Here is a 21,099-nt window from a genome sequence, read left to right on the forward strand (position 1 = left end):
CGCAACAAAGCGGGCTTTTTTTTCGCACCTCGTCCCAATCGCAAAAGGAAAGCCAACGCTATGGCAAAAGAAGAACTCATCGAAATGTACGGCACGGTCAAGGAAGTCCTGCCCGACCAGCGCTTTCGTGTTGACCTCGACAACGGCCACAAACTGATCGCCTATAGCGCTGGTCGCATGAAGAAAAACTTCATCCGCATCCTGGCTGGCGATAAAGTGACACTCGAATTATCTCCCTATGATCTTTCCAAAGGGCGCATCATTTTCCGGCACATTGAAAAGCGTGGCGTTCCCGGCCCGCGTCCGGTTCGCCGTCGTTAGGTTGCTAGGCGACATTGTCTTCGACTGGCAATTCGATGTGAGAAGATGGCGCCCAGGCCGACCAAACGCGCATCAACGCGGGGTCGTTTTCACTCTTCTCGGGCAGGTCCAGACACCCTTTGCACAAGGCGCACCGTTCAAGCATCGACGCATGACGCTTGCGCCCCTTCGTCGATACGCAATTGGGGTAAGCGCGGGGAATGCTTGGTGGCTGGACATCGCCCGGTCGCGCATGACGCCAGAATGTGGGCAATCATTTCCGGCGTGCAGCCCCTGTCGAACAGGAACCTGACGGCAGCCAGTCGCGACTGGTTGGCGGCAATGTCGATTGCGGCATCAGCCAAGTGAGTCATGTTATGGTTCGGTCGGTCGGCGTTCATGACATCTTCATATGACGAGGTGGTGCCTTCAACGCGGTATGACTCGCCGCTCAGACTATGGAGCAAATTATCGCCTGCCCATCGCGTTATGCACTCACGTCAAAAGGCGTCAGGAAATCACTGACAGCTTCCGTTCAGCGTCTCCCTTCGCGTACTACCCGTCACTACTACATATCCACCACCCGCATGACTTTCTGTTTGCCACTAAGTCGAAGACGGCGTACTCTCAAGCTGAGTTGCATGCCGAATGGGGTCAACATGAACAGCACTTTGCTCGAAAGACGCAACGTCAATGAATGCATTCGACGCGCTGAAGTACAGAACGAACATCTTCGACATCTACGGTTCAAAGTAGAAGTTCATGCGGCGCGGATGCTGAAGACGAATGGTTCCGAACGAGAGCATGCCTATCGACTCTACAAGCAAGCGATGCGTCGTTTGCTCTCATATCTGTCGAGCGAATGCGTTGAATAGGTACGCGATGTCGCATGCCCTTCTGTCTCTGTCACCGTGCCATTGCGCAGCCATCTTGGCGTCAGTCCGATTCCTTCGGGCTTCCAGTCCCCGAAAAGGCCAATGCCACGTCGTATATCGCCAATCCGAGCTGGTCCCAATCCTCAGCACTTAAGGAGAAGCAAGCCGTGTTACTCACGGTCGTTACGTCCCTTCGCGACACTTGGAGACAAAAAGAAGCCCGCAACGGCGGGCAAAGCACTTGGTCGGAGCGCTCAGGCATTCATTTGGATCCTTGTAGTTCAGCATAGCACTCATTTTCCAATCTACAATTTCTCATCATGCATGTCGACTGCTCGTCGCGGACAGCCGCGCTCCGTGGCGCGCCACAGTTCATGCGTCAGCGTGCATGCCTGCATACCCATAACGCGGTCTACCAGCGCAAGCGGCCAAGCAAACGGTATTGGCAAGATGACTCGGCAAATTCAACAAGAACCAATGCTTTAACATATGCCGGCGTTGCATTTCACGCCTGTGCGTTGCCGAACGATCAATAGCCCCTGCGTTTGTGATAGTCTGTCGAGATGTCGACAGCCATCGCCATTCATCAATACCAACGCTTCCAGCACGAGCCATGGCGATTGAGCACGGCCGTCGTGATTTCAGGCCTTATTCACGCGTTACTCCTGAGCATCGCCCTCGGTGGGCAGACCTTTGGCATTCCTGCTTTTCAGTTCCCTTGGCAGGAACGTAGACTCGCGGTGAACGATCTCCAGGTTCTCCTAATGCCATCGCAAACGAGACCGACGACGCCAGCACTCCCCGAGGTCGGTCTACCTGCTTCATCGCCGGAACCAACGCTCACCATCAAGCGTTCCGCCAATGCGCTCGGCGATATGCCACCAGCCATGTCTCACTCCGCGCCAGCCTTTTCTACCACGTCCACGCCTCTGTCGCCAGCGTCTCCCGCTGCCCTACCGGACACGGACATGCCGGCGGCGAAGATTCCCGACATTCCGCTGCCGACCGCTCCCGCCGCGCCGCCAGTCGCCCTGCCCGCCAATCCTGATCCGGTACGACAACAACTGCAACGGGAAGATCCTGACGCCACGCGCGAGCGCGCCAGGCTCGAGCAGGAACAGTTGGTCGCAGACAAACTGCGCCAATCGGAGCTCGTTGCCGAAGCGCAACGCGAAGCCATGCGCCAGGAACAGATGACGCTGGAGGTGACCCGCGCCGAACAAGCGGTAAAGCTGGCGGCGGCGCAACTGGACACTGAGCGTCAGGAGCAACTCCGCCGCGAAGCGCTGCGCCTGGAACAGGCCCGGCTGGAAGAGTCGGCCCGGCAGGAGTTGCTTCAACAAGAAGCCGTACGCGCTGCCCAGGTCGCCAAAGCCGAAGCCGTGCGCAAGGAGGCTGAACGCCTCGAACTCGCGCGCCAGGAGAAGCTGCGTCAGGAAACCATCCAACAGGAGCAGGCACGGCAAGTAGAAAAAGCGCGCCAGGACGCCGCACTCCAGGAACAGGTCCATGCACAATCGGCGCAACTGGATGCCGAGCGCAGGGAGGCAGCCCGCCAGGAGCAAATGCGACAAGAAGCGGCCCGGCAAGCTCAGCAGGAGGCAGCAAAGCAAGAGGCTGCGCGACTGGAAAAGACGCGACAGGAACAAGTTCGGCTGGAAAAGGAGCGTCAGGAAGCTGAGCACGAAGAGCGTTTACGCGCCATTGGTCGACAACTCAACGAAGAGGCGGCGCAGCGCGATGCCGCCTTGAAGAATCCGTCACGCTCGCTATTGCCGACCGTGAGCGGCCTGCGCCGCGGCTGGCTGTTCGGCCGCGCGGACACCAATGGCGAACTGGTGCAATACGCCGAGACCATAAGCAAGAAGTTCGAGCTCAATATGGCTTTCGACATGCTGCGCGACGTGGTCAAGCAGCGTCACGTTTCGCCCATGGTGACGATCGCCATCCGGGCCGATGGCTCGGTTGAGAACGTGACCTTTGTGGTCTCGAGCGGCGTGAGCGCCATTGATGACGCCATTCGCAAAGTCATCGCCACCCAGGCCCCCTACGGCGCATTTCCTCCCGGCTTGGCACGCCAGTACGACGTCCTCGAGATTCGCCGCACCTGGGTCTTTGATACCGCAATTCGCCTGCAATAGAACGCCCGTGTTCTGCCGCGCGTGTCATGACGGTGGCCAATATTGAACATTCTGTCTCCGCCAATATTCGACTAGGCAACTGCACGCGCCACTAAGGCGCGCGTACCCTGTCGCTCTGGCGAATTGATGCACCTGGGACACACTGATTTCACTGCGGTTGCCGCAATCCGGCCGTCCCCAGCCCACGCAGCAATACACGCATCCCGAGATGGCGTAATAGGTCGGGCGGCCCGATCAGGATGGAAAGGATCAACGGGACGATGAGAAAAGTAACGACTGCGCTGCAGGCAAGTGCCACTGAACTGTTCAGGCAATAGCGACATGGCGCTATTGCCTTCGACCAATAGCGCAGTGCCACTCCATATCCAGCGCTGGTTGCTCGGGATCTGCGGACGCATTAGTCCCATTGCGTTTCCAGGTATTCCTCTTCGGGGTTCGACGCCCCAGAAATATCGTCGCGACCACGCACTCGCCGCGAATTGCGCCCACTCAGCGACTCAAACAGGTTGTTCATGTCGTCTCCCCCCTGCCCGCTCCATTCGGGCGTCCGACCAAGCTGGCCACCCAAAGTGCAGCGCACGCCCCCACCGCTAAAGAGCAAGCGCTGGATAATAGGGGAAGGGATCCGTTCGCTGATCAAATAGGCGATGGCATAACGCCAACCGCATTCGTCAGCTAGACCAAGCGCGTCATCAATGACGCCGGCCTGGCGATTACTCATGCGACGATCCTTCAGCTCCAATGGCATGATGGTCTCCGTTTTCATCTCGGCGGCATACAGCCGAACGCGTATTCCGGTGATTTAACCACCATAGCACGGGCCACAGCACTCGAGCGATTGGAGATCTCAATGGCATTGGAACGGCATCGAGGGCAATCCGCCGCCCCCCAAGGGACGCTCTACGCTGCATCGTCAGGCAGCGAACATCGCTTGCGCACAAAGCAAGCGCTGTTCACGGCGCCCAGGCGCCTCATAGTGTCGTGCAACCTCGGTGGGTGCCAATGACAACTGTGCCAGTTCCGGCCCGGTCAGCCACGTACTCGCTCTTGAACGTGGTATCCAGTTCGTCACTTCGGCGCGCCCGGACCGCTGTTACATAGATGACTGGTTCTACATATTCACCCGGTCGGCTTTCGACAACAATGTTGTCTTCATCAGCAAAGGCTGCGAGTTGCAAGAGCAGTTCGTTTTTTTTCATGGTTGCGCGTTCAGAGCACCAGCATTGAATCAATGGAATGACCGCCAGGAGCCATGCCAATACCACCTGACTTCCGGGCCATACGGCATGCTCCTTGCCTGTCCGAGTCCCCCCCATTGTCCTGTTTCCCCGGCGGGGAATCAACTGTCCACAAAAATACTTTAGTGGTCCGAACGTGTGCGATGGAAGTTCAGTGCGATGTTCATTCTCACGAAGACCGCACGCGACGCGCCAATTGGACAATCCGTGTTCAAGTAGCGTCCTGTTCGCAGAAGCGCGTCGCAAGCCATCATGGTCGTCTTCCGCCGCTTAGCTAGCAACATGAATGTAAGTCCCCACGTCGCCTCTTCTGCCGCCCCCTCATGGATGCGGCAGATCGAACTTGATGGCGCGCGCAGGCGCCCCAAGCACTTTTCATGTACTGCTTGCAGCGCGCAACCAAGACGGCATGGGGGACACGTCGACCGGTCAATGACGCGACGCGCGTCGAGGATCAGAGACATCGGGCCAACCATCCCAGGCTTCGTCGTCCCGACTCCCTTGGTCATGAGGAAACGACAATCTCAGTTGCGCCGGCGACCCGGTGCAATGTCTTTCGACATGCGCCGCCATGGCAAAGTGCGCCAGCGTCGGCAAGCGAGGGCAAACGAATCGGCGTACACTGAAATCACTGATTCCTTAGCAATGAGGCTGATGCGGACGCTGTTCTAACAGCGACGACGTCTCAAGTGTATTGGTATGGTAACTTTTCACTACTATCGACGTGCAGTAGGCACATTTGGTTCTGGGCCAAGCTCCATCCGGTTCAATGGGCGCGATTACCTGTATCGCGGCTACGCTTACGAGAACTTTATTGATGCCTACAATTACGCCCAGCTCATGCTCCTTCACCCTTCCAGCGCGCCCCCCCCAATTCAGACCGTCCGCACGAAGCGCGTTCCGCCCCCCTCCGCCGACGATCTGCGGCTAATGCAACAGTTTGGCATCGAGTTTGTTGCAGGTCATTACTTCTATGGCGTGTATCGCTACGATTGCCTTGGCGATGCCTGTGCCTTCGCGAGCGCTGCGCCGGGACACACCATTTGCCAGCGCAACCTGCAGATCGCGCATGCCGCGCATCACTTGAATCTGCTTCAGGAGCGCTACATGGTCGATGGGAAAGGGAAAACCTTGAAGCTTCGGTCCACCGGGCGAATCGGGCACTACGACATCTTTCCCGCCAATGCCCCGCCCTCCCTCCTGTTCAAGCGCAGCTTGCCACGCAAATGAGCATTCACCCGGCGGATTTCGCCCAAGTGCACCACAAACACGCCACGCTTTGCGCTATTTCGCTTCAGCATTCGCCCTTCCAAGCATGACTCGGCACGAAACGTGCGCACCTTAATCCGCGGTTCGTGTAGCCTGAATATCCAGCATACCACGCCATTTCCTCTCTCTAGCCCGTCGCGTAGGAGTCGCGATGACGCAAGGAGAGGACCATGAACCAGATCGACGCCCGTGTGCTGCTGGTCGACGACAACAAGGACGCCGTTGACATGGTGTCCCAATTTCTGAGTTTCCATCACATCGACAACAAGGTCGCCTATAACGGCGCCTCCGCAGTTGCCTTGCTGGCTGACTGGCCTGCGGATATCGTGTTCCTCGACATCCAGATGCCCGACATGGATGGTTATGAAACGGCGATCGCCATGCATGCCCTCCCCCAGTGCGCTGAACTCCCTATTGTTGCGTGGACAGGCTGGGATGGCCCCGGCAGTCGTGAAGCGATGACACAGGCACGCATGGTATGGCGCCTGACGAAGCCCGTCGCGATGGAAGAATTGCTAGCGCTCGTGTCCCGTTTTGGCAGCAGAGACCCGTCACGATAGAAATCGCATGCCGGCACCTCCCAGCGCACGGCATTCTGACGGAAGCGGCCTTACGTCACACCAATCCACGTCTGACTAACAACACCGGCTGGCGCAGAACGGGGCGTTATCGCACAGGGCGTTGCTCAGGGCTGCGCCGAGCAACCTGGTCGCTTGGCGCAGGGAGGATCTCAAGCAGAAATCTCAATACCAAGCGCATTATCGATGCGCTCCTTCGCGAGGTGCAGGCCGAGCAATTTCGCCGAGTACATCGTCCAGGCGATCACAGTGACCTGGTATCGCGTCGGCATAGGTTCGGCGACTTTCCTGACGCTCACATGACAGTACCACTTTGCGCTAGGCCTTCCCAAGGTCGCCCTGACTGCAGCGCAGTCAATTTCGTAGCCACGATAGCGTTGCATGTCCGGCTCCTTCGTGCGGTCGCACTTCCTCGCTGCAGGACTTCTCGTGCGCGTCGATTGCCACGCGCACACGATTGGGCATCTGCGCCATCACGCACATCACCGCCCCCGTGCGGCTACCACAAGGGATGAATGCGCCAATTGCCGCCCTGCGATGTACGCCAAACTGGCGTGTCACAACACATCGCGCCTGGAAACCATGACATTCCCAGGCCGTCGCCCGCCGACACAAAAACGGCGAATCAACTGGCCCGAGTCCCTGAGGGCGACGGATCCTTCTCGCCGGAGCCTTCCTGCAATTCAGCCTGTCTGCGCTCGCGCGCGTTCCGGACCTTTAACCGTTTTTCCCACCAACCATAGTCCGACAAGGTTTCTTGTGCCACTTGCACGCATTGCTCGTAATCGGATGAGAGCTTGGAACATGGCGGAACCGGTGGCTCAATGCCTTGGGCAATGCAATAACGTACAGCATCCCCCAGGTCTCCCGCATTGAGCAATTCGCGGCACGCCGTCGAGTGAATCAATGCAAGATTCATGGTCAGATGTGCTCCGAGAAACCCCGTCCCTCAGGGCGGAGTGGCTGTCAATATCCTATCCATAGCTCGCCAATTGCCGGGCAAATCGCTGCAAGGGCCGTGGACCGGAACGTTCTGCATCCACGCACCAGGTCTGCAGCACCGCCAGGAGTTCCTCCTGTGTTGCCGGCGAACGTTCCCATAGCTTCTCCAGCGTCTGCCGCGCCACATGCATCGCACTGAGTCGCGCACTATGCACGATCACCTGTTCCAGCTCCACCCTTTGCCCTCCTGTGAGCCTGCAGGGTGCGCGCCGCAACAGGCGCTTCGTCTGGAGCAACGCCGCATGGGGACTTACCTTTGCCAGTCCCGTACGTTCCGCCTGAAACACATCCAAGGTCAGCACCGTCAGCTCGCGCGTCAGTACCGCACGATTGCCCAGGACCAGCTTCAAGGTCACCAGCGTCGGGACGAACTGCCCCGCGCATCGCATCAAGCGCTCTGGCGGCCGCCGGAGGGATGCCAGGCGCAACCATCGCAATAGACTGATATAGACCCAGCCGATATCCAGTTCGAACCAGCGCACCGAAAATTTTGCGGAGGTCGGAAACGTATGATGGTTGTTGTGCAGCTCCTCCCCGCCAATCAGCAGGCCAAACGGCACGATGTTGGTGGCTGCTTCCTTGCAGTCATAGTTACGGTAGCCGGCATAGTGCCCCAAGCCATTGACCACCCCGGCAGCCAGGAATGGAATCCACATCATCTGGCAAGCCCACAGCGTCAGTCCCGGTGCCCCAAACAAGACGAGTTCAATCAGCAGGAGCAATCCCACCCCCTGCCACGTGTAGCGGCCGTAAATCCGTCGTTCCAGCCAGTCGGCCGGTCCACCGCCGCCATAGCGATCCACCAGCGCCGGGTCACTGGTCGCATCCCGGTACAGTTCGGCGCCACGCCACAAGACCTGGTTGATCCCCACCATTACTGGGCTGTGCGGATCCTTCTCTGTTTCACAATGGGCGTGATGGCAGCGATGCACCGCCACCCACTCCCGCGTCACCATCCCCGTCGTCAGCCATAGCCAGAAGCGGAAGCAATGGGCCACAACAGGACGCAAAGTCAAGGAGCGATGCGTCTGGCACCGGTGCAGGTAGACCGTCACCGCGACGATCGTCACGTGCGTCGTCACCAGCCCGACCAGCAGCAGCTTCCACCAGCTCAACGCGAGCAGTCCTTCAGTCATCCATTGCAAATACTGCTCCATAACGGCTCCTTGTCGACCATGCGCTTACAAGTTTGGGTGTTCGGCAGCAAACGCGACCGCATCACACAATTGGCCGTAACGATAACCGCCATAGAGGAAATGACCCTCGACATAGGCGATACCATGCAGTCGCATGACACCTTCATCGTCATCCGTCGGGTGATACGCCGCCATCCAGTTCGGCACAAACGTGTCGTCACGCAAGAAGCCGGCCTTGGCATGTTCGGCGGTTGCGTAGCGTAGCGCATCCAGGAACACATCGTAATGATGCTGTCGAAAAGCGTAACGTTTCCCATCAAAGGAAATCTCAAATCGTGCCGCCAGACTTTCATCGGATTCTTCACATTCCCCGGTGCTCGGTGCGTTGTGCATGATCTTTCTCCCACTGCAATCCGTACTCCCATTCATCGCCAGGATCTGACGCCGGGCCTTGGACATCGCATCGGTATTGGCTTCCTCACGCGAACCGAATGCATCCTCCGGAAACACAATTGATCGCCTCATCTTGTCTGGCCACTGAAGGCTGTTGCAGGAGACGGTGGGCGGCATATGTTTGAGGATAGCGGTGGACGCGAATCTCAACGAGCCATCCTGGCACCTGAATTCTGCGCACCTCAGCAGGATCTTCCATCCCTGGAACCACGATGTTGAATGTTGGCGCATGGCACACTCCTTCGCTCGCGTTCAAGAACAGACTCGGAAAGACGGTAACTACGAGCAGGCCCACCTTTCCGGCGGGGCACGACAACAGCGTGCCAGACACAGGCAGAACACCACTTCACGACGATGAGGGACTTTGACGCGATTGCGCTGTCACGCTGCAATGCAGAGGAAGACCGGCACAAAACTGGTAGTGTTGGCTGGGTACCTGCAACCCACTATACGCGCACCAACGACATTCACCTAATGATTTCGGTCCTACCCCACCATACATGCAGAAGGCTCGCCATCCCAGTCCCCAGCCGCGCTGGCACGCCACATCGCAGCAGTCGCGGACCGATCCCTTACGACGTCCAGTGCTTCATGGCTTCTGCCTCGCGGGCAGCAGTGCGTTCCTCATGTGCGGCAATTGGGTCGCCGCCGTTGTCAACCAGGCCGGCAGCGCGTTCTGCGTCGGCGTGTGCGCCTTCGGCTTCGGCGCGACCAGCTGGATTATCGCTAACGGGAGGTTCCAGCATGTCGTGCACCATGGCACGCAGTTCTTCCACGTCCGGCGGCAAACCACGCCTCTTCCGTTGGAGAATGTAGTGTTGAATTTCAGATTCCTGTTCGGCACTCAGAGGCAGGCCGCGGAAGGAGAATTCCGGTCCAGAGTCCTTCATGACGGTTCTCCTGATTGGTAACTCACACTGAGTGTACGCCTAATCCAGCGCACGCGTCGGCCTCTTGGAGATGCGCGTCGATCCACTCGCGCCCCCATGCTTTGGCGAACGACACCGCGTCTGCCGCCGTTTTCGCTAGCCAAAGGTCATGGAATGCGTACTCGTCCAATGCTGCGCCAGACTCGTGCGTGATGATGACCTGCGCAACGAAACACGCGTTACCCTGTTTGACGGGTGCGCAGTCCAGGAAGAAACCCTTGTACCGAATCGCGTTGGTAATGGCCATCATCTATCTCCGGCGCAGCGACCTCGCTATCGTTACTATATTAGTCCCAAACGTCTGAAAATGCCGGGCCACGCCATCGCACAGGGCTTCGGCCGACAGCCCCCCCCGTCATCACGGCATGCACACCTCCTGCTCCTACCGCCCCACAATGCAAACGATGTTTCATGAGGCACGTTTGCCGGCAATCCGCCGGTCAGGCAGTGGGTTGGGAATGGCGTGGCGCTCACGCGTTTGCCATAGCGGGCGGGCGAATACCTCGGTGACCAAAGGCAGCGGCAGCCCGGCCAGATGCGCCGAATTGTGGGCAAACCTCTCACCAAACGCGGCCCGAGCAGCTAAGGCTGCCGACATTTTTGCCGCAGTGGCGAGATCGATTCGGCGTGTCATCCTTGCAATCTACACCCTTCGCCCCGTTCTCGTCGCCCAGCAGTCGCGCATTTCCGACAATTTCCGGTCACGCCCAGCAGCACTGCCCCGGATCCATCTGTGACAAAAAGGTTCGACACATCGCGTGGTCGGCACATGCCCCGTCGCTGACCAATGCGGCTTGCTCTATCAGTGCCAGCCACATCGCGCATCTCGAGCGTCACAGGCAACTAGCTGGCAGCGTGGGAATGCCTCATTTGAGGATCGCGCTTAGGCGGTTCCCCGCGCCGAGGGTAGTGCGCCCTGATCACCCGTCCGTGAAGGTCTTGCCGCCAGGCCAGCCATTCACCGAATCAGGCGCAGGCGGTGCTCGCTCCACCCGAACATCGACATTCTGACTGTTGCGCAAACGTCGGGCACGCCACACCGCGAACAGCATCACTTGATCCGGCACTCGCTGACGGCAGCGCAGATCACTTGCGACTGGCTGCAATATGGAATGCCAATCGCTCGAGCATTCGCAATGTGCTAGTCTGGTAAGTTCGCGGTGCGGATCCTTGTTGAATATCGAGGGCGTTTGCTGGACAGGTCGACAGGGGCTCAAAGGTGACGCCGTCCAGATCCGCGCTGCATTTCGATCCACCGGGAGGCATCATGAGGACCATCTATTCTGATCGAAGGTATGACGTCCAGCAGTTTCGCGATTTGGACCATGCGATCGACCTGGTACGCACCCATGGCTGGCGCTATGCTGTCGAATACCTGCGCAACCAACGCATCGACGAGTCGACGTTACAGCGCGTACTTTTTGGCGAATGGCGCAGCCGCCGCGGCTCAGCCAACCATCTGATCGTTGTCCAACAATTGCGCGCTCGCCAACACTGAAGCGCAGGATCCATCCGCACGCACCGGGCTGCCGTGCGCGCCCGGCAATGGTGCCTCGTCCGAACAGGCTGCTCATTTCACCGAATGGCGCTCGTACCAGGTCATTAACGGCTGCACCGTGATCCCATGGGCGAGAATCGAAGCAGCCACCGTACCTAATGTCAAACTCACCAACGCTGGCGCGAATGCCTCCGTGACGCCGTGATTCAAGGCAAATACCAGGTAGTAGATTGAGCCGATCCCCCGAATGCCGAGCCACCCCACCAGTGCCTGCTTGTACAAAGGCACGCCAGCACCAAGCATCCCGACTACGACCGATGCCGGGCGCACCACCAGGAACACCAGGGGAACAAACCACCACAGGCTACTGAGGTGACCGATGGCGGGCAACATCGCACCAATCATCATGACCATGCCGAGTTCGGCGATCCGTTCCAGCTGTTCATTGAATCCGAGGACGGCACGCGTCATGACGCCACTGGCATGATGCGAATGGGTGGCGCGATCTTCGGCATCATGCTCGTGCGCAGCGCCCCCCCGGGGCAACGGCAACGTTCCCGCCAACGGAAAGTTGCGTGCGCGCCGCAGCGCCAGGCCGGCAAAGAATACCGACAAGAAACCTGACGCCAGGCAACTCTGGGCTGCACCAAAAGAGACGGCGATCACGCCAAGCGAGAGAAATTCATCCATGCCAATCGCGCTGTGGTGCCTGGTACGTAAGTGAATCACCAGCTTCCCCAGGAGCGCACCGATCAACGTGCCCATCACCATGCCTCCGACCGTCGACCATACGACATCGATCAACCACCAGGACCATCCCCAGTCACCCAAATCGTGGAGTTGCATGAATCCTAGCCCCAACAGGACCAACGGGAATGCCGTTCCGTCATTGAGCGCGCCTTCCCCTGCCAGGCTAAGACGCATCGCATCATGCTCGGCCCCTGGCCTGGACTGGATCGCCGAGGCCAACACCGGGTCGGTGGGTGCGAGAATCCCGCCAAGCAAGATTGCCAGGCCAGGCGGCAAGCCAATACCATAGACCCCAATGGCGGCGATCGCGCCCACCGTGACCGCCATCGACAAGAAGGCCAGGCGATACGGTGCGATCCATCGGCGATCGAGCATCGGCACCTCAAACTTCAAGCCCACAGAAAACAAGGAAATCAGCAGCGCGGCCTCAGCGACCAATTCCAGCGAGGGCGCTTGCGCGATGGGGTCCAGCACCAAGACGCCAAAGCCAGACGGACTGAGCAAAACGCCAAGCCCCAGGTAAATCATCGCGCCACTGAGCGGCAAGCGCGTCACCAGCGTCCCGATCAGCATCATCGCGATCAAGATCGACCCGCCCAATAGGACCCACGTTGCGATCGACATCGACGCCCTCCACCGGGAACGCACATGTTGCGCGACGATGCTCTCGCCCGGCTTTCGCCGCCATTGGGTACGCCGTCACTCATGTGTACCACCGAGCCACCTGCAAACACTTCGGCAAGCGCGTGCGCAACATTCACGGTGCACACTTGGCGCCACACGCATGGCGCCAGCTGCGCACGCTCTAGCAGTACAATCCGCTTACCCATCGGTGATGGCGACGTCGTCGCGAGCGTCACCAGTCAAAGACAGGAGGTGCGACAAATGACGAGCCCGCAGCCCCCAGTTCCACTATACGCTCTGGTGAAGCAATGCACGGCGCGTCCTATCGGTGCAGCACGCGCAGCGATCCAGGTAACGACGACCACAGCCGCCTCGGGCCTTGCCCCTCCATTACCCCGCTATCGCAGCAACGCTCGCACCCCTTGCTGCTTGGCAGGAAAACCCCCGGCAAGCAATCCCCTCCTTACGTATAATGAAGTGAGGGGCGACGCATTGGCACCTTGTGGATGACGCGCACAACGGCACGCCATCCCGCAGTGACCGCTGCTCCTTGGATTGAGAGGAATGGATGGAACGCATGCTGCAATGGAAAGCTTCCTATTGTCGGTCCGATGGCAGCACCGGCTTGGTCTACATGGCATTGCCCAGTGAACCACTGTGTGCTGACCTGGTGGACGCCATCCTACAATGGGATTCTGATCGCGCATACTTACAGGTGGGCACTTATCCGGTGACTGATCGATATGCACAAGCGATCGCATTCATTGAGTTGAATCAAATCACGAGCATGCATGTGAAGTCACTTGACGATGAGCTCGATGCTTCGTCGGACGCCTAGTTCGCGGTCACCAGCGATGTCAAGCCATATGCTGCGCGACCACCCCGATCGCGTGCATGGGGCCGTCGTCATGGCGCCAACAAGCGCAGCCACCATTCGACGGTCCGGTCACGTGACCCACCCCGTCAGGACTCGGAGCAAAGTAGGGCGTGGCCATGTTGCATGATTTCCTTACCAACAATCGCACGGACCTCATTGTGCGCTGCCAGAAGATGGTTGCGACACGTCAGCACGCCGCGACGGCAGAACAGTTGCTGCATGGGGTGCCGCTGTTTCTGGACCAGTTGGTGCAAACGTTGCGCTCGGTGCAGCCGGAATACACGCTCGGCGGCGAGGAGCTGCGCAACCTGCATGACAGCGGTGCAGTGAACGCGGACATCGGTGCGTCGGCCAGACTGCACGGCGAAGACATGCTGAGCCTGGGCTTTACCGTGGACGAGGTGGTCCACAACTATGGCGACTTGTGCCAGGCCATCACCACCCTCGCGGTCGAACGCGATGCGCCTTTTTCGGTCGACGAATTCCGCACGCTGAATCGTTGCCTCGATGATGCTATTGCACATGCTGTGACAGCGTTTAGCCGGCAACATGACGTCGACGAATCAGATCGCCACGATGCTGCGGAGAACAAGCGCATGGGCTTCTTTGTGCACGAGTTACGCAACCTGCTCGGCACGGCCAAGTTGGCCTTTTCAGCCTGCAAGGCGGGCGCCCTGCCCCTTTCCGGCGCCACCGGCGGCATTCTGGGCCGCAGTTTTGACGCCATGGAAGGTCTGATTAACAGTACCATTGATATCGTCCGCGATGAACACCATCCTCGCGAACGCGATCTGTTTTCACTGGCGGAATTCGTCGCCGAGGTGGGCGCCACTGCCTCACTGGCAGCGATCGCCAAGGAGTGCCGACTGCGGATTGTGCCGGTCGACCGGCAATTGGCAATTCAGGGGCACCGGCCGATGTTACTGGCCGCCGTCGTCAATCTTCTGCAAAATGCGTTCAAATATACCCATCCACACACCGAAGTGATATTGTCATGCCAGGTAAGCGCCGATCGTATCCTGATCGACGTCGCTGATCATTGCGGCGGCATCGGTCCTGAACTGGCGCAGCGCATGTTCCAGCCATTTGAGCAAGGCAGTGCAGACCGCTCTGGTCTTGGGCTTGGCCTCACGATCGCCAGGCAGTTCATCACGGAAAATGGTGGATACCTCAGCGTCCGCGATTTACCGTCTATTGGCTGCGTCTTTACGGTCAGTCTCCCACGTCATGCCATGTCGAACTGAACGCCTCGCGCGCACGACTGCGCCAGCCGGTCGATGTGATTTCCCATCGGTGCCACGGCGTTTAGGCCTATACTGAACTTGCAGGGTCACGTTAGGAGGTGATATGGAATTGATCGAAGCGGATGACGTTGCCGAGTTTCAGCGGATTTTGCGCGACCATCGCCTACTACGCGCAGACTTTTCTCTCAGCGCGACCGACACGACGGATCCCAAGACCGATGAAGTGCCGGGCATGCAGGGCGAATTGACCGTACGGCGAAAATCGACGGGACAGACCAGACAGTACCTGATCAGTGACAGCACCTCATGGCTCGAGCTGTTCCGCAATGACATCCAGGGCGGCGCATTTGTTGGCCAAGACTGCCTGCAGGTGCGTCCTCCGGCCAGCAAGTCGCAGGAAAGCGGCCGTTGATCGCACGCCGTCCCGCACCGCGCGCAACGACTGCGTCCCTTGCACTGCGCCCTCACCACACCGCCGTGCCAAGTGCACTCAGTGTTAGCGTCACGCATCATGGCATCGTAATAGACGGTCGTTATGCGATACCTCACGCATGTGGAAGGAGCGATTAATGAACGGGAATTCTGAGATCACGCGGCGTGAAGACGTCTGGAGCGCCGCGATTGTGCAATACGGTATCGTCCTGAGCTCGATCGTAGGGATTGCCGGCGCTCAGCGCTATCTACAGTCTCGCTGCATTCCCCTGCACGTCATAGAGCGCGTTCTCTGCGCACCGATTGATGCTCGCCGCACGCCGACTCGTGCCAAGGTGCCTACGGAGTAGTGAGCCAGATCGGCCATGCCCCACCACACTGCGCTCGGCTGGCCTAGTGTGGCGCTCGTCCGCGTTGGCGCTTATAGCGATACATCTCTTCATCCGCTCGCACCAGGTATTCGGCGAGCGTTTCCTCGCTGTGGATATCACAATTAATCACGCCAATACTCAGCGACATCGTGATGTCCCCCTTCCTACCCGCATTGAACTGGGCAATCTTCTTCCTGATGCGCTCGACGATGGCACGCGGCGTCGCGTTGTCAAACGTAAATGCCGCAAATTCGTCGCCGCCAACCCGCCCCACCACGTCCGCATGCCGGAACGCGCTGTTGAAAATGCCGGCTGCATCCCGAATCAGTGCATCGCCGGCGGCATGGCCCTGGTGGTCATTGATCAGCTTTAATCCATCCACATCCGCAAAGATCACTGCGCACGCCAATTCCTGCCGGCGAGCGATCAACAAGCATTGCTCCGATTTGGCGAGGAATCCCCGCCGATTCTGCAGCCCGGTCAACTCATCCTGGGCGGCCAGTTCACGTGCCTCGACCTTTTCATGCTCGCTCACACGAAGTTCCTCCATGTGGCGCGATTGCGTCGCGGCAAAGGCATGGTATTGTTCTTTCACCTCTTCGTCCCGATGTAATTGATCCAGGAGGTTGTTGAGGCGAACACCGGCCAACTCTGCAATGCGCGGAAGAAACGCGAGCGCAAGCTGCTGCGCCGCCTGCTCCGGCGGCACCCGCCAGCTCAGTGCAATGTAGCCGCCGTTCACGTCATGTGAGAACGGGGCCGCCACGTGACTCCCGTTGTCCAGCGTAAATGCTTGCAAAGGCAATGGATACGTACTGCTTCCCACCAGCTTGCGCACTTCACTGCACATGCGATGATTCAGTTCAAGGCAACTGGCGCCATCCGGCGTATCGAGGTAGAAACAGCTATCACCGCTATCGTAGCTACTGATGAGCAAAATCGCATCCGGCCTCAGCCCAGGCAAGCCCTCTGCCACGGCACGCAGCGCCGCTTCCACACTGTTTGCGCACAGCAGCGCCTTGGCAATCCGGAGCAGTGCCAACAGCTCACTCTTCCTTGGCGGGCGGGATGTACCAGGATTTGTCTTCGCGGCCGTCTGAACACCCTTTCGCCTTGGCAGCACCGCCTTGTACGCATCAGACATGTTCTCAATCTTTTCCATTGCTCATGTACTCAAACGTCCACCATTCCTCGCAGCCTAAAGCGGCCAACTACCTGGTTTGGGGGCAAGCAATGCAGAGCTCACGCGACGGCCTCAATACCATTGGTTGCCGCTCGAATCGGCCGCAGAGTCACGCCTTTGTCTAATATCGGCATGCAAGCCATCGCATGCGTTCTCGCTGCGCGGGCTTCCACAGTAACACGTGCCGAGCCCATGCGCCGATCTCGCTTCCTATCAGATCTTTCAAGTTGGTAGGATTTCATCCTGATTACCCACTTTGTACAAATAGCGCTAGGTGGGGCTCGTAAAGCCTTGTATATTGATCATACCGCGTATGAAGCACCGCAAATGATTGCCGGTCTCCGTCCTGTCTTGCCGAACGTGGCAACTCCTGTCTGATTCCCTCGCTTGTTGACCCTGCTTGTTGGCGCGCCTCGCCGGGCAAGGCCCGACTCCATCCATCTATTAAGAGGTTCTATCATGACTACGCAAACCGGAATCGTTAAATGGTTCAACGAAGCCAAAGGTTTTGGCTTTATCAGCCCCGACACGGGCGGTCCTGACCTGTTTGTCCATTTCCAGGACATCAAGGCGACGGGATTCAAATCACTCGCGGAAAATCAGCGCGTGACCTTTGAACGCGCCCCCAGCCCCAAGGGTGAAAAGGCGACCAACGTCACGCCCGCCTGAACGGGTAGGTTGGCCACGGCCGTTGCGAAGCACTCGCACGTGAGCGCATCCCACGATGCTGCGCGCGCACCCGTAGTAGGTTCGGCATGCGCCCCAGGGCCGCGCCGCAGGAACATGTGAGACTGGACCTGTGTGCGCTAGTGCGCTTTGCGCTCTATTTAAGTTGATGCAAGGCGGTGACCCCGGTGGGAACCGTGCTATGGTGGGTTCTTTTAAGGGAAAACACATGGAACTGACAAACCCAAGGCCGATTTTTCTGAACGATCCCCATGGATGGCATTGGTTCTTAACTTGGAAGAACGCCAGCGGGCACGAAATCCACCGGGTCGAGTCAAACAAGACCTTCGCCACGGAAGTCGAGGCAAGGACCGACTTCAGAAATCGCGAAGCCGAACTATTTAGTCAGCGCCACCGTGTTGATTGATCCTTACCCGCCGCGGCATTTGGTGCGGGTGCATTGTTCTACCAATTGGCCAATGCGCCCCACCAATCTTGAGGACAAGGTCGCGCTCAACAAGCATTGAGCGTTCGGTCGGCGCCGTCAGTCCCGTCCTGCGGTAGACGTCTCCCACGATTCGCCCGTTTCGCCTTGTTGTTACCCCATGGCTTCCTCTGTGATCATGCCCCAGGCTCATTTCAAAAGCTGGCGCACGGCATAACGCTGCGGGCGCCATCTTCGGAACGCGGCGTGCGAATGCGGCCTTCTACGCGAACACTTGCGCGAATTGCAGAACGGCGCCCCGGCAAGATTGAAGGATGACGATCTCGCTCATTATCCCCCAAGGATTCGGCAGGTCTGCATTTCGTATCACCGAATGCACGCATCGGTTCCACCGCCGTACTTCCCGACAAGAATTGCGAGCTTTCTGTCTGCCCATCAGACTGGTTGCCGGTGAGCCGCAGCGATGCGGGTGCACTCGGAACTAGGTGCTACAGTAACGGTGAGCGTCCCGACGTTTTCTCGATGTCGGCGTTACCATCGCACTCACAGGCGCTGCACCACGTGGATATTGATCGCACGCGAACCATACGCGGATTCCTCAACGTCATAAGAAACCAGCTTCTTTTCGAGGCTCCCGGCTTGCTGTTGACTGACAAAATCCCCGATATCGGCGCTGACATCATATCCTCCGGCATCAGGCCTGATCTGCCCGATCCCCTTTAACCTGCTAAACCAATGGATAGTTCCTGTATGCGTACTCATGCGAGTCTCCTTGTTGTAGACGAACGAATCCAGTTCTCAAGTAGAGCCAGTGGTCGAGGATCGGACAGGAATGGCACAGAGGCCGAACAGGAAGGAAACAGGACGGTGACAAAGAACCGAGGTAGAAGCCGCAGTGTATAGGAAAATGCTGCATTCGCCTAATTGCACGTCTCTGGGCATGACAGGCAACCGTTAGCGGAGCCGGGACCAATGCATAGTCACAGGTGAGACATACTTTCCAGGTCGTGAAAGTGTGCTAGCTCGCTCCACGTTCATATGGCCGCAGCACGCGCAGGCGGTTAAGTTGTCAGTAAAAGCACATTAAAATCACTTGGCGCTACCATTCCTAACATTGCCTTTCTCAACACGAACCAGACTTCGCAAGCACATGAGCAGGCATCATTCCGGTTTGAAAGTACCGGGAACTCTATGTGCGCACGGCGAGCCAGTTTGAAAGCTGAGCAAGTTGTGAATGGTCGTTTCGGCGATTTCGCGCATGGCCTCACGCGTAAAGAATCCCTGGTGACCAGTTACAAGAACATTGGGAAAGGTCATGAGCCGTTCGAAGAGATCGTCAGCAATGATTTCGGATGAGTGATCGCTGAAGAACAGCTCACTCTCCTGTTCGTAGACATCAATCGCCAACGCCCCAAGGTGCCCTGATTTGAGTGCATCGATCACGGCGCCGGTATCAATAACCGCGCCGCGAGAAGTATTGACCAGCATCGCGTCCGGACGCATGCGTGCCAAGGCTGCGCGGTCGATGAGGTGATAAGTTGAGGCGAGCAGAGGACAATGCAGGGAAACGATATCCGCTTCCTCGAGCAACTGCGGCAACGTGCTGGTGGCGCCCAATTGAGCAAACGCCACAGGCTCCACAGGATCGTATCCCAGCACACGGCAGCCAAAGCCATGAGAGATGCGCGCGACGGCCAGGCCGATCCTGCCAAGCCCGACCAGTCCTACCGTCTTTCCGTGAAGTGTGCTGCCCATCAGGCCGTCGAGAGCAAAATTTCCTTCGCGCACCCGCGCGTATGCGCGATGCGTATGCCGGTTGAGGGTCAGGATGAGCGCCAGCGTATGTTCCGCAATCGCTTCCGGAGAATAGGCAGGGACGCGCGCCACAAACAGGCCAAGTCCCATGGCTGAGGCCACGTCTAGATTATTGAAACCTGCGCAGCGCAACAAGATGGCACCCACGCCTGCACTCGCTAAGGCAGTGAGCACCGGGGCATCGAGTACATCGTTGACGAACACACAGATGGCGCCGCATTCTTGCGCCAGCGCCACCGATTCGCGGGTTAAGGATTCCGTGTGATAGACAAAATCGATTGCCGCACAGGCGGCAAGTCGATGTCGCGCCTCATCCAAAACAAGGCGATCATAGGTATGTGCACTAAATACTGCAACCTTCATGATGGCTGTCACCTTTGACAGCAAATGGCCACTGTGGTTTTCCTATGCCGCCGCAGCGCTTGGCACAGATCGTGGCAGGTCGGGCGGCCCAAACTATCGCTTCGTTGATCCGGCGCGACGTGCCACCATCAGTATACGACCTTCTTTGAAAGCTGTCCGCAACCACTGTTGCATCAATCTGGTCATGACCTTCAACGACATGACGCAGTGCCAGCGCGGGCGATGGGGATCCAATCGCCTGGAGGACTAGCCATGCTAGGTTTTCCCAAACGGCCCACTCGTCAGGGCTGCGACCAATTATTGATTGAGGCGTCGCGCCGACTGACATCCCGACTCAGAAAGTCAGACCTGGCAGCGAGGTTGGGTGGCGACGAGTTTGCAGTCGTATTGATGGAGGGCTCGACTGGACCAGATAATGTGGCCAAGAAGTTGCAAACGCTCATGAATCAGCCTTACAGCCTCGGTGGCATTGAACTGCTTGCCGGTGCCAGTATTGGCATCGCAACCTTCCCGAAGGACGGCGGTGAATTGGCGAGTTTGTTGGCGGCTGCGGACGAAGCAATGTACAAGGCAAAAGCCAGGCGCAAGACTGCAGCCAAGAAAACTTGATGCGCTCACAGCCTTCAATCAGTTTCGATATGTCGGCAAAGAAGCTATGGGACTAGAGAAGCTGTCCTGGCCCTGGCATCGGTGTGCCGCCCCGGAATTGCGAAGCGAACTATATTGGTTGCGGTTGAAGGGGGTGACCGTGCAGCCTTATACGCCATCACGCCGCCGACAGGATTCCGGCTGTCTGGAGAAGACCGTCGCTTGCCACCGAAATATCCAACAAACGCTCTCTTTCGTTGGCAAGGCGAGTCACCTCGACCAAGCCTCTTGCTTGGGACCGCCCTCTTCCAGCCTCCCAATG

At 58.3% G+C, this 21,099-nt stretch carries 26 protein-coding genes; 12 read left to right on the forward strand and 14 right to left on the reverse strand.

Annotated features, from left to right (window positions below; translation table 11 throughout):
* Positions 1 to 60 precede the first annotated feature (60 nt).
* Positions 61 to 321, forward strand: a complete 261-nt coding sequence (gene infA, locus GM658_RS05500) for a translation initiation factor IF-1 (protein WP_155452994.1) — start codon at positions 61 to 63, stop codon at positions 319 to 321.
* 137 nt (positions 322 to 458) lie between these two features.
* Here the strand turns inward: infA and GM658_RS05505 are convergent, their stop codons facing one another.
* Positions 459 to 701: a hypothetical protein gene (locus GM658_RS05505; RefSeq protein ID WP_155452995.1), complete on the reverse strand. Its 243-nt coding sequence runs from the start codon at positions 699 to 701 to the stop codon at positions 459 to 461.
* Positions 702 to 1,738: 1,037 nt separating this feature from the next.
* Between GM658_RS05505 and GM658_RS05510 the strand changes: the two genes are divergently transcribed.
* On the forward strand, positions 1,739 to 3,316 hold the full coding sequence (locus tag GM658_RS05510; protein WP_155452996.1) for a TonB C-terminal domain-containing protein: 1,578 nt from the start codon (positions 1,739 to 1,741) through the stop codon (positions 3,314 to 3,316).
* A gap of 397 nt (positions 3,317 to 3,713) precedes the next feature.
* On the opposite strand, the gene GM658_RS05515 is transcribed toward GM658_RS05510, so the two are convergent.
* Positions 3,714 to 4,064, reverse strand: coding sequence for a hypothetical protein (locus tag GM658_RS05515; RefSeq protein ID WP_155452997.1), 351 nt, complete (start codon positions 4,062 to 4,064; stop codon positions 3,714 to 3,716).
* 223 nt (positions 4,065 to 4,287) lie between these two features.
* The gene (locus GM658_RS05520) at positions 4,288 to 4,515 is read right to left on the reverse strand and encodes a hypothetical protein (RefSeq protein WP_155452998.1); all 228 of its coding nucleotides are present in this window, start codon (positions 4,513 to 4,515) and stop codon (positions 4,288 to 4,290) included.
* Positions 4,516 to 5,253: 738 nt separating this feature from the next.
* Here GM658_RS05520 and GM658_RS05525 point away from each other — a divergent pair.
* Both GM658_RS05525 and GM658_RS05530 read left to right on the forward strand, forming a co-directional pair.
* Positions 5,254 to 5,784 (forward strand): hypothetical protein, encoded by a 531-nt coding sequence (locus GM658_RS05525; protein WP_155452999.1) that lies wholly within the window; start codon positions 5,254 to 5,256, stop codon positions 5,782 to 5,784.
* 209 nt (positions 5,785 to 5,993) lie between these two features.
* Positions 5,994 to 6,383, forward strand: coding sequence for a response regulator (locus tag GM658_RS05530; protein ID WP_155453000.1), 390 nt, complete (start codon positions 5,994 to 5,996; stop codon positions 6,381 to 6,383).
* Between the two features lie 170 nt (positions 6,384 to 6,553).
* Here the strand turns inward: GM658_RS05530 and GM658_RS05535 are convergent, their stop codons facing one another.
* From GM658_RS05535 to GM658_RS28810, 7 genes are all read right to left on the reverse strand, one after another.
* Positions 6,554 to 6,784, reverse strand: coding sequence for a hypothetical protein (locus GM658_RS05535; protein WP_155453001.1), 231 nt, complete (start codon positions 6,782 to 6,784; stop codon positions 6,554 to 6,556).
* Positions 6,785 to 7,026: 242 nt separating this feature from the next.
* The gene (locus GM658_RS05540) at positions 7,027 to 7,320 is read right to left on the reverse strand and encodes a hypothetical protein (RefSeq protein ID WP_155453002.1); all 294 of its coding nucleotides are present in this window, start codon (positions 7,318 to 7,320) and stop codon (positions 7,027 to 7,029) included.
* 55 nt (positions 7,321 to 7,375) lie between these two features.
* On the reverse strand, positions 7,376 to 8,560 hold the full coding sequence (locus tag GM658_RS05545; protein WP_211841813.1) for a DesA family fatty acid desaturase: 1,185 nt from the start codon (positions 8,558 to 8,560) through the stop codon (positions 7,376 to 7,378).
* Between the two features lie 24 nt (positions 8,561 to 8,584).
* Positions 8,585 to 9,223, reverse strand: coding sequence for a hypothetical protein (locus GM658_RS05550; RefSeq protein WP_155453003.1), 639 nt, complete (start codon positions 9,221 to 9,223; stop codon positions 8,585 to 8,587).
* 341 nt (positions 9,224 to 9,564) lie between these two features.
* A complete protein-coding gene (locus GM658_RS05555) occupies positions 9,565 to 9,882 on the reverse strand; it encodes a hypothetical protein (protein ID WP_155453004.1) in 318 nt (105 codons plus the stop codon).
* A 22-nt stretch (positions 9,883 to 9,904) separates the two neighbouring features.
* Complete coding sequence (locus tag GM658_RS05560) at positions 9,905 to 10,171, reverse strand: hypothetical protein (RefSeq protein ID WP_155453005.1); 267 nt, start codon at positions 10,169 to 10,171, stop codon at positions 9,905 to 9,907.
* 159 nt (positions 10,172 to 10,330) lie between these two features.
* Complete coding sequence (locus tag GM658_RS28810) at positions 10,331 to 10,555, reverse strand: hypothetical protein (protein WP_170298684.1); 225 nt, start codon at positions 10,553 to 10,555, stop codon at positions 10,331 to 10,333.
* A 633-nt stretch (positions 10,556 to 11,188) separates the two neighbouring features.
* Here GM658_RS28810 and GM658_RS05565 point away from each other — a divergent pair.
* Complete coding sequence (locus GM658_RS05565; protein WP_155453006.1) at positions 11,189 to 11,419, forward strand: hypothetical protein; 231 nt, start codon at positions 11,189 to 11,191, stop codon at positions 11,417 to 11,419.
* A 72-nt stretch (positions 11,420 to 11,491) separates the two neighbouring features.
* Here the strand turns inward: GM658_RS05565 and GM658_RS05570 are convergent, their stop codons facing one another.
* On the reverse strand, positions 11,492 to 12,793 hold the full coding sequence (locus tag GM658_RS05570; protein WP_155453007.1) for a cation:proton antiporter: 1,302 nt from the start codon (positions 12,791 to 12,793) through the stop codon (positions 11,492 to 11,494).
* Between the two features lie 568 nt (positions 12,794 to 13,361).
* On the opposite strand from GM658_RS05570, the gene GM658_RS05575 reads away from it, so the two are divergent.
* The 3 genes from GM658_RS05575 (at position 13,362) to GM658_RS05585 (ending at position 15,326) form a co-directional block, all read left to right on the forward strand.
* Positions 13,362 to 13,631, forward strand: a complete 270-nt coding sequence (locus tag GM658_RS05575; RefSeq protein WP_155453008.1) for a hypothetical protein — start codon at positions 13,362 to 13,364, stop codon at positions 13,629 to 13,631.
* Between the two features lie 155 nt (positions 13,632 to 13,786).
* Complete coding sequence (locus GM658_RS05580) at positions 13,787 to 14,914, forward strand: sensor histidine kinase (protein WP_211841814.1); 1,128 nt, start codon at positions 13,787 to 13,789, stop codon at positions 14,912 to 14,914.
* A gap of 103 nt (positions 14,915 to 15,017) precedes the next feature.
* Entirely contained in the window at positions 15,018 to 15,326 is a 309-nt protein-coding gene (locus GM658_RS05585) for a transcriptional regulator (RefSeq protein ID WP_155453009.1), read from the forward strand.
* 413 nt (positions 15,327 to 15,739) lie between these two features.
* Here GM658_RS05585 and GM658_RS05590 read toward each other — a convergent pair whose 3' ends face one another.
* Positions 15,740 to 16,879, reverse strand: coding sequence for a GGDEF domain-containing protein (locus tag GM658_RS05590; RefSeq protein WP_155453010.1), 1,140 nt, complete (start codon positions 16,877 to 16,879; stop codon positions 15,740 to 15,742).
* 480 nt (positions 16,880 to 17,359) lie between these two features.
* Between GM658_RS05590 and GM658_RS05595 the strand changes: the two genes are divergently transcribed.
* Both GM658_RS05595 and GM658_RS05600 read left to right on the forward strand, forming a co-directional pair.
* On the forward strand, positions 17,360 to 17,569 hold the full coding sequence (locus GM658_RS05595) for a cold-shock protein (protein ID WP_155453011.1): 210 nt from the start codon (positions 17,360 to 17,362) through the stop codon (positions 17,567 to 17,569).
* A gap of 226 nt (positions 17,570 to 17,795) precedes the next feature.
* The gene (locus tag GM658_RS05600) at positions 17,796 to 17,993 is read left to right on the forward strand and encodes a hypothetical protein (RefSeq protein ID WP_155453012.1); all 198 of its coding nucleotides are present in this window, start codon (positions 17,796 to 17,798) and stop codon (positions 17,991 to 17,993) included.
* Between the two features lie 561 nt (positions 17,994 to 18,554).
* Here the strand turns inward: GM658_RS05600 and GM658_RS05605 are convergent.
* Both GM658_RS05605 and GM658_RS05610 read right to left on the reverse strand, forming a co-directional pair.
* The gene (locus tag GM658_RS05605; RefSeq protein ID WP_155453013.1) at positions 18,555 to 18,773 is read right to left on the reverse strand and encodes a cold-shock protein; all 219 of its coding nucleotides are present in this window, start codon (positions 18,771 to 18,773) and stop codon (positions 18,555 to 18,557) included.
* A 399-nt stretch (positions 18,774 to 19,172) separates the two neighbouring features.
* Entirely contained in the window at positions 19,173 to 20,189 is a 1,017-nt protein-coding gene (locus GM658_RS05610; protein WP_155453014.1) for a 2-hydroxyacid dehydrogenase, read from the reverse strand.
* On the opposite strand from GM658_RS05610, the gene GM658_RS29055 reads away from it, so the two are divergent.
* Positions 20,188 to 20,439 (forward strand): hypothetical protein, encoded by a 252-nt coding sequence (locus GM658_RS29055; protein ID WP_211841815.1) that lies wholly within the window; start codon positions 20,188 to 20,190, stop codon positions 20,437 to 20,439. The two genes, GM658_RS05610 and GM658_RS29055, sit on opposite strands and share 2 nt — an antisense overlap.
* Before the next feature lie 2 nt (positions 20,440 to 20,441).
* Entirely contained in the window at positions 20,442 to 20,798 is a 357-nt protein-coding gene (locus GM658_RS05615) for a diguanylate cyclase domain-containing protein (protein ID WP_211841816.1), read from the forward strand.
* Positions 20,799 to 21,099: the final 301 nt, after the last annotated feature.

Origin of the sequence: Massilia eburnea (genome assembly GCF_009720745.1) — a bacterium.
Lineage (GTDB): Bacteria > Pseudomonadota > Gammaproteobacteria > Burkholderiales > Burkholderiaceae_D > Rugamonas > Rugamonas eburnea.